Genomic DNA, 12,781 nt, shown 5'->3' on the forward strand with positions numbered 1-12,781 from the left:
CCAGCGCCCCGGCGCACACTATTCTTCTGTCTCAAGAAAGCGTTGAATGGCCTGGATATACGGGTTGTAGGCCTCATTTCCAGGCAATGGTATCTGGTTGCCGGTCTCAAGGATCACAAGCGAGGCATTGGGGATTCCAGCCGCCAGTTTGCGCGCCTCGGACAGGGGGTGAACGGCTGTGTGCCGCCCGTGCAGAACCAGAGTGGGGCATTGCACCATCGGAAGAAGTTGCAGCACCGAGGTGCTATTGGCGATGTCACGGTAGTGAAGTCTTTCCTCGCTTGAATAAAGTGTCTGCAATTCATTCACCATGTGCCGAACGCTATCCAGCGGACCTTCGGGAAAATAGCTGAATTCAGCGCCCATAGCATAGCCGCTGCCCGGCTTGTTCCAGCCTTCCGCGATCAGTGACCGGATCGAGTCGGGTTGTTTGGTGTCTTCCCGGTAATCTCGCCCTTCAGCCCATCCGCCGGAGATAACCAGCTTGTCAATCCGCTCGGGGTATCTTGCGGCGAAGTGTAGGGCAGGGAAGGTGCCGCCCATTTCACCGAGAATGGAAAAGCGGTCAAACCCCGCTGCATTCACGACGGTCAGGATTTCTTCTATTCTGCGGTCATACACCGCCTGATGATCGATGTTTGAGCTGACGTCATTGTCCTTGTTGTAGCGTAACAGGCGGAAACGGTTTGCCATGTCCTGTAACCGGGTACGCTCGGACGGGATGCGCCATTCCGCCTCCAGATCGTGCACGACCGAACCGATGCGCAGCACCGGCAACCCATCACCGGAAAGCGTGTATGGAACAGCGCGGCCCTTCGCACCGCGCGCGTAACGCAGCCGTTGCGTATGGTTTTCTACGCCTGAATCGGTGTCGGCGTCACAGGTCACATCCGCCGCCATTTGCAACCCGCGCCGTACGACTGTCCGAATGATCCGCTGCGCTTTGCCATCATCGCCGACTGCTTTACGCGCTGCTGCAATTCGTGCGCTGATGGTAGAATCCGAGACAAAGCGGCCACTCCATACCCGCGCGATGATCTCGTCCCGGGGCACCAGCTTACCTGGGTGCTGGGCCAAGAGGACCAACAGATCGAATACCTGAGGTTCGATTGCGACGGGCTCGCCCCGGCGGGTCAGGACGTGTCGATCCACATCCAGAATACAGTCTGCAAACTCATAGCGCATGGGGCAAATACACTCCGTTTCTCGCGGAACGACAAGGTTCAACAACAATCTCAAGGGTTTCTAGGGCGTATCTCAGGACCAGCTACAAGCAGGCCGGACAGGGTTGGGACACTATCCAAGCAGATAAACAGGAGAACGAATGATGTTCCTGCCCTTCGATATAGCGCTTATGCGCTATCCGTTACGCCACCATAAGCAAAGTCGCCTTCAGCGGTGCAAAAACTGGCTTGGATGGCACTAAGTCTGCACTGTCGAAGCAGGGCCGTCAACTGGCCCGCTTCATCCCCATCACGCGCGCGCGGGCGCGCGGGTCGCTGTCGAACAGTGCGGCCAACTGCTCGGTCATAGCACCCGCAAGCTGCTCGACATCGGTGATCGTGACGGCGCGATCATAATAGCGGGTCACGTCATGGCCGATCCCGATGGCCAGCAATTCCACCATCTTGCGTTTTTCCACCATCGCAATCACGTCGCGCAGGTGTTTTTCCAGATAGTTCGCCGGGTTCACGCTGAGCGTTGAATCATCGACCGGCGCGCCATCCGAGATCACCATCAGGATCTTGCGGGCCTCACGCCGCGCGAGCATCCGGCGATGCGCCCATTCCAACGCCTCACCGTCGATGTTTTCCTTCAGCAGGCCCTCTTTCATCATCAGACCCAGATTGGGTCGCGCGCGACGCCATGGGGCATCGGCGCCTTTGTAGATGATGTGGCGCAGATCGTTCAGACGCCCCGGTTGCTGCGGGCGGCCATCGTTCAGCCACGCCTCGCGCGCCTGACCGCCTTTCCAGGCCCGGGTGGTAAAGCCCAGGATCTCGACCTTGACGTTGCAACGTTCCAGCGTCCGCGCCAGGACATCTGCACAGATCGCGGCAATCGAGATCGGACGGCCCCGCATCGAGCCGGAATTGTCCAGAAGCAGCGTCACCACCGTATCGCGGAATTCGGTATCTTTTTCGACCTTGAAGCTTAGTGGCGTGGTCGGGTTGGCCACGACGCGCGCCAGACGTCCGGCATCCAGAATGCCTTCCTCGCGGTCGAACTCCCAAGACCGGTTCTGCTGTGCCTGCAAGCGGCGTTGCAGCTTGTTGGCCAGACGGCTCACTGCGCCTTTCAGCGGTTCAAGCTGCTGGTCAAGGTACGCCCGCAGGCGCTCCAGTTCAGCCGGTTCCGCCAGATCCTCGGCAGCAATCTCTTCGTCATGGGTGTTCAGGTAGACCTTGTAGTCCGGATCAGCCTCGGATGCGGGCGGAGGAGCAGGGGGTTCCAGCGGAGCCTCGCCCTCGGGCATTTCAGCCTCATCGCCCATCTCATCCTCGGCCATCTCGTCCATCGAGACCTGGGCCTGAGACTGGTCCTGCTGTTCTTCCTGAGTTTGTTCAGGGGTTGCATCGGCGTCCTGTTCGTCCTGATCATCCTGACCGGTGCTGTCGGGATCGGGCTGCTCTTCGGCGTCTTCTTCGGCCTGATCTTCCTGTTCGTCGTCCAGTTCATCCGGGTCATCACCCAGCTGATCGCCGTAACCCAGATCTTTGATCATCTGTCGGGCGAACTTGGCAAATTCGGCCTGGTCCGAAAGGATTTCGTCAAGGTTTTCCAGCGTCCCGCCGGCCTGTTCCTCGATAAATCCGCGCCACAGGTTCATGACATTCTCGGCGGCAGGCGGCATGTCGCGCCCGGTGGCCAGATGCCGGATCAGATAACCCGCCGCCACAGCCAATGGCGCATCCGCAGGCTGTTTGCACTGATCATAGCCGCGCCGGATCGCCTCATGCCCGATCTTGACGTCGATATTCGACGCGGTGCCGGGCATGTCCCGCGCACCCATCGCCTCGCACCGGGCGGTCTCCATCGCCTCATAAAGATCCCGTGCCATATCACCCGGAGGGGCATATCGCGCATGGGTCGCGTCATCATGATATTTGCGTTGTAAAGCTAACGCGTCTGCCGTCCCGCGCGCCAACAGAACCTCTTCGCGCGTCATCCGGCGTGAGACCTGCGGCAAACGCATCGACTCGCCCGACAGGCCCGATGGATCAACAGTGTAGCTCACCGACAATTCGGGGTCGTCGGCCATAACTTTAGTAGCCTCGGCCAGAGCCTTCTTGAACGGATCAGCAGGATTGTCGTTCTTCTGCACCATGTTCAATCGCCCTTTGTGTTGCAGTGACCCGCCGCATCAATGCGAAACCGGATCCCCCTTCATCTGGCCAAAAATACCTCCGCCGGAGGCATTGCGCCCCGCAGGGCGCAATTCATATTGCTTAGCCCAAGCTCGCGCTCGCCGCGCTTTCCGGCAGTTCCTCATCAAAGCAGCGCTGATAGAACTCGGCAACCGTCTGGCGTTCCAGCTCGTCGCATTTGTTCAGGAAGGACAGGCGGAAAGCATAGCCGATGTTGCGGAAAATCTCGGCGTTTTGCGCCCAGTTGATCACGGTCCGGGGGCTCATGACAGTCGACAGATCGCCGTTCATGAAGGCGGTCCGGGTCAGGTCGGCAACCGTGACCATCTGGCTGACGGTCTTGCGGCCCTCGGCGGTGTTGTAATGCGGCGCTTTCGACAGAACGATCATCGTCTCGGCATCGTGGCTGAGATAGTTCAGCGTCGAGACCAGCGACCAGCGGTCCATCTGCGCCTGGTTGATCTGCTGTGTACCGTGATAGAGGCCGGTGGTGTCGCCCAGACCGACGGTGTTGGCCGTCGCAAACAGGCGGAAGTTGGGGTTCGGCGTGATGATTTCGTTCTGGTCCAGCAAGGTCAGCTTGCCGTCATGCTCCAGCACGCGCTGGATCACGAACATCACATCGGCGCGGCCCGCATCGTATTCGTCGAACACGATGGCAACCGGGTTGCGCAGAGCCCAGGGCAGGATGCCTTCGTGGAATTCAGTGACCTGTTTGCCGTCGCGCAGTTTGATCGCGTCCTTACCAATCAGGTCGATCCGGCTGATATGGCTGTCGAGGTTCACGCGCACGGCGGGCCAGTTCAGACGGGCGGCGACCTGTTCGATATGGGTCGATTTCCCGGTGCCGTGATAGCCCTGAATCATCACCCTGCGGTTATGGGTAAAGCCCGCAAGAATCGCCAGCGTGGTTTCGGGGTCGAACTTGTAGGTCGGGTCGATGACCGGCACGCGGTCGCTGCGTTCGGCAAAGCCTTTGACTGCCATATCGCTGTCAATGCCAAACACCTCGCGAACCGAAATGTCCTCGGTGGGTTTTGCGTTGATGTCGATCGATCCGTCAGCCATGTGCCTTGTCCTTATCCTTTGGCCCGTTCACCGGGTTTGAACCCGTGTGTGGTGCAACATATTGCGGGCAAGGGCAAGGGAAAGAGGCGGTCGGATCACGCTAGCCGGATGTTTCTTTGAAACTGGCCTTATGATGGCGCGGGTTCTAGTGAAAATCCCGGCTTGGGAACAGCCGCTTGGCCTGTTCGCGCGGATGGCGCGCGCTTGGGCCGTTCTGCCGGGGGCGCGGGGTGTCATCCGCTTGCGGTTGGGTGATGCCGATGGCCTCGTCCAGCGGATGCCCAAGCTCGGACAGTTTATGCGACATATCGGTGATTTCCTGCGCGATCAGATGCACGACGATCCCCTCGCGCTGCAGATACCCGCGGACCTGCAGCAACCGCCCGCCCATCACGATGCGGCGAAAGCGTTCATAGACCTTGGGCCAGACAACCACATTGCTGACCCCGGTTTCATCCTCGAGCGTCAGAAAGATCACGCCCGAGGCAGTTCCCGGTCGCTGGCGCGTAATCACCAACCCGCAGACGCTGTAGCGGCCCAGCGGGATGTCCTGCAGCGTGGCATGCGGCACAAGGCCGGGCAGGGACGGGCGCAACAGCTCCATCGGGTGCGAGCGTAGGGTCAGACGGGTCGAGACGTAGTCTTCGACAACCTCCTCGCCCAGATGCATCACCGGCAGGTTGACCTGCGGCTCGTTGATGCTCTCGCCATCGATGGGGTCATTGAACAGCGGCAGGGCGGTTCGGCTGCGGATGGCTTTGACATGCCACAGGGCGTCGCGCCGGGTCAGGTCCATGCCGGAGAACGCATCCGCCTCGGCCAGACGGGTCAGAACATCCGGGCGCAGCCCTGCGCGCAGCCACAGCGTTTCGGGGTCCGGATAGCCATTGCCCCGCGCAGCCACGATCCAATCTGCGTCCTCCTGCTTGAACCCTTTGATCTGGCGAAAGCCCAGCCGCAGGGCCAGCGCCCCGTCAGCACGACGTTCCAGCAGATTGTCCCAGGTCGAGGCGTTTACGCAGACTGGGCGGATCTCGACCCCATGCTCGCGCGCGTCGCGCACGATTTGGGCAGGCGCGTAAAACCCCATGGGCTGCGAATTCAGCAGCGCGCAGGCAAAGATCGCCGGGTGGTGGCATTTCATCCAGGCCGAGACATAGGCCAGCATGGCAAAAGCCGCTGCGTGGCTTTCGGGAAAGCCGTAATCGGCAAAGCCTTCGATCTGGCCAAAGCAGCGGTCGGCGACTTCGGGCGTATAGCCATTGTTCAGCATCCCTGCGATGAACTTGTCGCGATAAGTGCCAATGGTCCCCATGCGCCGGAATGAGGCCAGCGAGCGGCGCAGGTGATCCGCCTCTTCCGCCGAAAACCCTGCACCAACCACGGCGATTTGCAGGGCCTGTTCCTGAAACAGCGGCACGCCCAGCGTGCGCCGCGTCACCTCTTCCAAGGCAGGGCCGAAGGGTTCGGACTTTTCCAGCCCGTTGCGCCGCCGGATATAGGGCTGCACCATATCGCCCTGGATAGGGCCGGGGCGGACGATGGCAACCTCGATCACCAGATCGTAGAATTCGCGCGGCCTCATCCGGGGCAGGAAATTCATTTGTGCCCGGCTTTCGACCTGAAACACGCCCACCGCATCAGCGGCACACAGCATGTCATAGGTCGCCACGTCCTCTTGCGGGACGGTCGCGATGCTGAGGGTTTCGCTGTTGTGCTGTTGCATCAGGTCAAACGCCTTGCGGATGCAACTGAGCATCCCTAGCCCCAATATATCCACCTTCAGAATGCCAAGCGCGTCGATGTCATCCTTGTCCCATTCGATCACGGTGCGGTCTTCCATCGCGGCGTTTTCGATCGGGCATAGCTCATCCAGCCGCCCTTTGGTGATGACGAACCCACCCACATGCTGCGACAGATGGCGCGGGAAGCCGATGATCTCGCCAATCAGGCGAACCGTCTGCATCAGGCGCCGGTCTTTGAGGTCGAGGCCCAGTTCCTGCAGCCGCTCGGCATCAACGCCGCCATTGCTCATCCCCCAGATCTGGCCGGACAGGCCCGCGGTCACGTCCTGAGACAGGCCCATCACCTTGCCCACCTCGCGGATTGCCGCGCGGGATCGGAAATGGATGACCGTGGCACAGAGGCCCGCGCGGTGGCGGCCATATTGCTCGTAAATCCATTGGATCACCTCTTCGCGCCGCTCGTGTTCGAAATCCACATCGATATCCGGCGGCTCACCCCGGTATTTCGAGACAAAACGCTCGAACACCATGGCGATCATGTCGGGGCTGACATCGGTGATGCCCAGCAGATAACACAGGATCGAATTGGCGGCTGATCCGCGCCCCTGACACAGAATCCCCTGCGAGCGGGCGAATTGCACAATGTCATGCACGGTCAGGAAATAGGCCGGGAAATCAAGATCCGCGACCAGCGCCAGCTCTTTCTGCATCAATTGCAGCGCACGCTCGGGCGGGCCACCCGGATAGCGCCGTTTCAACCCCTCGCGCGCCAGACGTTCCAGTCGCGCCAGCGGGGTCTCGGTACTGGCGATCTCGTCGGGGTATTCATAAGACAGCTCGCTCAGGTCAAAGCTGCAGCGGTCGGCGATTTCCAGCGTGCGGCGCAGCGCGCCGGGGTGGTCCTGAAACAGCCGGGCCATATCCGCGTAGCCTTTCAGCCGCCGCTCGGCATTGGGCAGGGCGCGGGTACCGATCTGGTCAATCGTGATGTGTTCGCGCATGCAGGTCAGCACATCGGCCAGTTGGCGGCGGTTGCCACGGTGCATCAGCACATCGCCCACCGCCACCATGGGGGCCGAGGCCCGCAGCGCCGCCTGCGCACAGGCCGCCAGATAGGCCCGGTCACTGCCGTCATAACGCGGCACGGCCCCCAGAAACACCGCATTGGGGAATTGCCGCCGGACGGTCTGAATATCGGGGATGGCCTGTTTCAACCCTGCCTGAGGCAGCGCAATCAGGATCATCCCCTGACAGGCCGCCAGCATGTCTTTCAAATCCAGATGACAGTCGCCTTTCTCGGCCCGTCGCTTGCCCAGCGTCAGCAACCGGGTCAGCCGCTGATAGGCGGCGCGGTCGCGGGGCAGGGCCAGCCAGTGCACCGCGCTGTCGCGCAGAACCAGACGGCAGCCAACGATCAGCTTGGGCAGGGCGGGTACGTCCGGTTTGTCGATCGGGTGCACATGCCCGACCTCTTGCCGGGATGAGGAATCGAGCCGGTGTTGCGAGCGGATTTGAACCGCGCCTTCCGCCTCGCGCCGCAGCTCTTTCAACGCGTTCCAGCCCCGGACCACCCCAGCCAGAGAGTTTCGGTCGGTGATCGCGATGGCTTTCAGGCCCAGCTCTGCCGCGCGGGTTACCAGCTCTTCTGGGTGCGAGGCTCCGGTCAGGAAGGTGAAATTTGTGGTCACGCACAACTCGGCATAGCCGGGGTCCTGCGCGTGTGAGCTGGGCGGGTTCGGTTTGCTCATGCGAATTCCCCATGCACGAACCATCCCGGATTCTGCGGCGTGTAATACAGCCACAATCGCCGCCCCTGCCGCGTTTCAACCTGCCAGTAATCGCGCAAGCCCGTGCGCCAGTTCTCATCCTCGAGCCACCATTCGGGGCAGATGCGTTCGGGGCCGGTTGAGCGGCCTGTGGTCAGCGACATGCGCCGCCAGCGAAAGCGGCGCGGCGGGTGCGGGCCTGATCCGGCGATGGGTTCCGGCGGAAACAGCTGCAGGGGGCGCGGGCGCAGGGCGACCCACCCACCCGCGGGGTCGGAATAGGCGGCGGGCGAGATGATAAAGCTGCGTTCGGGGATGTGGCTTTGCGCGGGCAGCAGGCGGTGGATCTGATCCAACCCGATCCGGGTGCCGATGCGGGTGATCAGGTCATCCAGTTGATCTTTGCCCCGGCTTGCGGCGCGGCTGATCTGGCGCACCGGCAGGGGTTCCACCAGCGTAGCCTCCAGCCGCAGTTGATCGACGCCAAAGCCTGCATCCACCTCGGTCAATCCACGCTCGAACAGGGGCAGGATGCGATATGGATCACGCAGAGGGCGGGCCAGCCGCAGTTCGACCTGCTGGTGGTCCTGATCCACCCGGCGCAAGGTGATGCACAGCTTGCGCGCGCCCATTTCCTGCGCTTTCAGCTTGTCGCAGAGCCGTTCCAGCAGCCGTTCCGCCCCGGCCATCATGTCGGACAACAGCCCAATGGGCTCGGGCAGGGTCATGCGCACGCCGTAATGGGGCGGGTCGGCCAGCGGGGTAATCTGTTCGGGTTGATCCCCCAGCGCCTGATCCAGCCGCATCAGCACCTCGGGGCCAAAGCGGCGTGTCAGCGGTGCGCGCGGGGTTTGCGCCAGCTCGCCAATCCGGCGCAGGCCCAACCGTTGCAGCGCGACCGAGGTATCCTCATCCAGCCGCAGCGCTGCCACCGGCAGGGCGCGGATGGCCTTCAGCGTATCCTGGGTCGCAACCCCTTCGCCATAATGGGCCAAAGCCCAGGCCGCGCCGCGTGTCGGGGCCAGACCGATCTGCACCGCCAGCCCGGCCCGGGCCAGACGCCTGCGCATGTCGGTCAGCATCATCTCTTCCCCGCCCGCAAGATGCGCCGATCCGGTGATGTCCAGAACCAGCCCATCCTCACCCTCGAGCCCGACCCAGGGGCAATAGCGCGTGGCCCAGCGGCGCAGGGCGTGCAGAAACCGTTGATCTCCTTGCGGGTCGGCAGGATGGCTTTGCAGATCGGGGCAAAAGGCGCGGGCATCGGAATAGGGCATGCCGCTGTGCAGGCCTTGCCGCTGGGCCTGCACATTCAGGCAATACACCCGGTTTGCATTGTTCTGTTTCAGCGTCAGAACAAACGGCCCATCCGCCGGGCGCACACGCAAAGCCCGGTCGCTTGCCAGCCGGGGAAACCAGAGTGAAACGATGCGGCGCTGCATCCCGCCGAACATATAAAACCCCCAAATGTTCTACATTTGTTCTTATATGTTCTTGACCCTCAAAGAGTCGAGTCCTTGAGGGCCAGATCGTCAGGAATTCAGAGCCCGCGCGCTTACTTCAGCGCCCGCGCCAGAAAGGCCTGCGTGGTCTGGTGCGAAGGGTGGTCGAACACCGCTTCGGGCGGGCCTTCTTCAATGATCCGACCGCTGTCGAGGAAACAGATCTTGTCGGCGGCCTCGCGGGCAAAGCCCATTTCATGCGTGGCCATCACCATCGTCATGCCCTGTTTCTTCAGCATCAGCAGAACATCCAGCACCTCGCCCACAAGTTGGGGATCGAGGGCCGAGGTGATCTCATCAAACAGCATGACCTCAGGCTGCATGGCCAAGGCGCGCACGATGGCGACACGCTGCTGCTGACCGCCCGACAATTGGTCAGGGTAATTATGCATCCGATCGGACAGCCCGAACCGGGCGAACAGCGCCTCGACCTCGGGCTGCAATTCGGCGCGGGTCAGTCCACGCACCCGGCGAGGTGCGAGCATGACATTCTCAAGCGCGGTCATATGCGGGAACAGGTTAAAGCTTTGGAACACGATCCCGATCCGGGCGCGCACCGATTGCGGGTTGAGACCAGGGATCGAGATATCCTCGCCATCCAGAAAGATTGCGCCGTCTTCGATGGGTTCCAGCAGGTTGATGCAGCGCAGCAGGGTGGATTTGCCCGACCCGGATGCGCCGATCAGGCAGACCATCTGGCCCTCATCCACGGTCAGGTTGATCCCGTCACAGACCGTGCGGTCGCCAAAGCGTTTCACCACGCCCTGAAGTTCCAGTTTGGGCATCAGCGCCTCTCTCGCATTTGGCGGGCCATCAGGTGATCGGCGTAGCGGGTGGCGGGGATGGTGACGATCAGGAAGATGATCGCAGCCCCCACATAAGGGGTGAAATTCGCCAGCAGCGATTTGAACACCCCGGCCTGACGGAAGATTTCGACCGGGCCGATAAAGCTGAGCAGCGAGACATCCTTTTGCAGCGCAATCAGCATGTTCATCTGTGAGGGCACCACGTTGCGGATCGCCTGCGGCAGCACCACGTCGCGCATCACCTGCCGTTCCGACAGACCCAGCGATAATGCGGCGGCGCGCTGGCTGTGGTGGACGCTGTCGATGCCTGAGCGGAAGATTTCAGCCACATAGGCCGAGTAAGTCAGGATCAGCGCCAGCGAGCCCCATATGTAAGGCGAATTCCACGGGCGCGGCAGGCCGAGCCCCGGAATGCCGAAGCCGATCAGATAGACCGTCAGGATCACTGGCACGCCGCGGAAAATGTCGGTGAACGCCGCGCCAAAGATGCGCAGCGGAAACAGGGCAGGTGATTTGGCATCCCGCGCCAAGGCAATCAACAGGCCAAGCACGGCGATCGCCGGTGCGGACCACAAAAAGATCATCACGTTGATCCGAAACGCCTCAAGCAGTTTCGGGAAGGTTTTGACAAGCGTCTCGCCGTTAAAAAAGCTCTGCTGAACCTTCGACCAGCCAGGAGCCAGCGGCACCAGAAAGTAAATCGCGGCCACAACTGTGACCGTGCTTATCGTGGCGATCACCAACGACCTGCGTCGTTGGTGCGCCTCGTACCGTTCGCGGCGGGTCATCCCCGCCGCCTTATGATCTGCCATGTTACTTGATCAGAGGGACACCAGTGGTGTCCTGCAGCCATACGGCTTCGATTTCGGCCAGTTTGCCGTTAGCTGCGAGTGCCGCCAGCGCCTCGTCCACGCAGGCTTTCAGAGGGTTGCCTTCTTCCATCAGCATGCCGAAATGATCCGGATTGTCATTTTCATCCGCCGGGAACTGACCGATGACCTTTGAGCCTTCGATCATCACCGCGCTGAGGAACAGGGCGGTGGGCAGATCGAACAGGGCCGCATCAATCTGGTTGGCCGACATGGCGGCGTTAACGTCAGCATTGTCACCATAAAGCAGCGGATCACTGTCAGGTTGGATGATGCTGGCCAGTTTTGGCACCGCCGTGGTCGAGCCAACGGCCCCCCATTGCAAACCTTTCAGCGCTTCAAGCGTCGGGGCAGTGTCGGTCGAATTGGGGCTGACCAGAACTGCCATCGGGGCGGTGTAGTAAGGGGTAGAGAAATCGACCACCTGATCCCGTTCGGGCGTGATCGAGTATTGCTGCATGTTGACGTCAAATTCCTTGGCGCCGGGTTGGATCGCCTCATCGAACGAGGATCGGACCCAGACCACATCATCGGCCGCGAACCCCATTTCTTCGGCGACGGCGTAAGCCACAGCAGCCTCGAACCCTTCGCCACTTTCAGGCGCGTCATCAATCACCCACGGATAGTAGGCCGGGTTGCCCGTTGCGATGGTGAATTTGCCGTCTGTCAGCGTTTTGCCGGCAGCGCATTGGTCTTGTGCATAGGCTGCTGTTGACAAAAACAGAATTGAAGTTGCCGCGATCGAGAGTGTCTTGGACATCCGATACAAACCTCCTGTTGGATTGGGTTGCGGTCAAAGTAATTCTGCCTAACCCGACTGTCCAGCGGATGCTTGATCGTCGACCTGCAGGACGGGTTGGCGTTCATGTGTCCGATGACATTGTGCCGGTCTCTTCGCCTGCCAGGAATCCCAGGGACGACACAGTGAGGAAACCTGTTGCATCAGTGACCGCACGCTCGGCCAACGGTCGGAATGCGGCGCAGGAACTGGCAATATTCTGCCGGAGAACAGTTGGGCTCTTTTCTTTTTCCTAAAGATATTATTAAAACTGCTTCACCACTCAAACCGGCAAAGAACCTTCTTGCAGTACAACGCACGCAATACCGATACGATCTGGTCGCGCCTGCCCGGCGTCGCGCGAATTGCCGTTGTTTTGGGACTTTTCAGTCTGATCTCGGCCTGTGCTAAGAATCCGAATGAGGTGGACTTGGATCCCGAACGTCAGGCCATGGCGTTGCAAGAGGTCTCAAGAAAACATGCGCTGGGACAAAGGGTGTGGTGCGTGCCCTACGCACGCAACCTCAGCGGCATCGAAATTCGTGGCAATGCCAAGGATTGGTGGGGCAAGGCCCGCAATGGATTTGACCGGGGTAATGAACCGGAGGTCGGTGCGGTGATGTCGTTTCGGGCCACCAGAGGGATGCCCCTGGGACATGTGGCTGTCGTGTCCGATATTGTCACCGAGCGGGAAGTCATTGTGAACCACGCAAACTGGCTCCGGAATAAGGTGTCGTTGCAGATGGGCGTGAGGGACGTGTCCAAAAACAATGATTGGACGCTTGTCCGGGTTGAAAGCCGGCCGGGCAGTTACGGCAGTTCGTACCCGGTGAACGGGTTTATCTATCCGAATTTTGGTGAGTAATCTGAGCTCTCCGC

The 12,781-nt window shown here is 60.9% G+C and carries 9 protein-coding genes; 1 reads left to right on the plus strand and 8 read right to left on the minus strand.

All coding sequences use genetic code 11. From position 1 onward, the window contains the following. Positions 1-18: 18 nt before the first annotated feature. The 8 genes from ACR0I1_RS16670 to ACR0I1_RS16705 all read right to left on the minus strand — a co-directional run bounded on the left by ACR0I1_RS16670 (position 19) and on the right by ACR0I1_RS16705 (position 11,884). Positions 19-1,185, minus strand: a complete 1,167-nt coding sequence (locus ACR0I1_RS16670) for an alpha/beta hydrolase (protein WP_480707360.1) — start codon at positions 1,183-1,185, stop codon at positions 19-21. 265 nt (positions 1,186-1,450) lie between these two features. After that, complete coding sequence (gene cobT, locus ACR0I1_RS16675) at positions 1,451-3,328, minus strand: cobaltochelatase subunit CobT (protein WP_170392695.1); 1,878 nt, start codon at positions 3,326-3,328, stop codon at positions 1,451-1,453. Positions 3,329-3,449: 121 nt separating this feature from the next. After that, positions 3,450-4,436, minus strand: a complete 987-nt coding sequence (gene cobS, locus ACR0I1_RS16680) for a cobaltochelatase subunit CobS (protein WP_010437533.1) — start codon at positions 4,434-4,436, stop codon at positions 3,450-3,452. Between the two features lie 145 nt (positions 4,437-4,581). Continuing rightward, a complete protein-coding gene (locus ACR0I1_RS16685) occupies positions 4,582-7,929 on the minus strand; it encodes an error-prone DNA polymerase (protein WP_480707361.1) in 3,348 nt (1,115 codons plus the stop codon). After that, positions 7,926-9,401, minus strand: a complete 1,476-nt coding sequence (locus ACR0I1_RS16690; RefSeq protein WP_480707362.1) for a Y-family DNA polymerase — start codon at positions 9,399-9,401, stop codon at positions 7,926-7,928. The genes ACR0I1_RS16685 and ACR0I1_RS16690 overlap by 4 nt, the downstream gene beginning before the upstream one ends. 101 nt (positions 9,402-9,502) lie before the next feature. Next, positions 9,503-10,234 (minus strand): amino acid ABC transporter ATP-binding protein, encoded by a 732-nt coding sequence (locus tag ACR0I1_RS16695; protein ID WP_480707363.1) that lies wholly within the window; start codon positions 10,232-10,234, stop codon positions 9,503-9,505. After that, positions 10,234-11,067 carry an amino acid ABC transporter permease gene (locus ACR0I1_RS16700; protein ID WP_010437538.1) on the minus strand — a complete coding sequence of 278 codons (834 nt, stop codon included), beginning with the start codon at positions 11,065-11,067 and terminating at the stop codon, positions 10,234-10,236. Before ACR0I1_RS16700 ends, ACR0I1_RS16695 begins: the two co-directional genes overlap by 1 nt. A gap of 1 nt (position 11,068) precedes the next feature. Then, entirely contained in the window at positions 11,069-11,884 is an 816-nt protein-coding gene (locus tag ACR0I1_RS16705) for an ABC transporter substrate-binding protein (protein WP_480707364.1), read from the minus strand. Between the two features lie 322 nt (positions 11,885-12,206). On the opposite strand from ACR0I1_RS16705, the gene ACR0I1_RS16710 reads away from it, so the two are divergent. Continuing rightward, a complete protein-coding gene (locus ACR0I1_RS16710) occupies positions 12,207-12,767 on the plus strand; it encodes a CHAP domain-containing protein (RefSeq protein ID WP_170392689.1) in 561 nt (186 codons plus the stop codon). Positions 12,768-12,781: the final 14 nt, after the last annotated feature.

It is taken from the genome of Ruegeria sp. B11 (assembly GCF_056539785.1).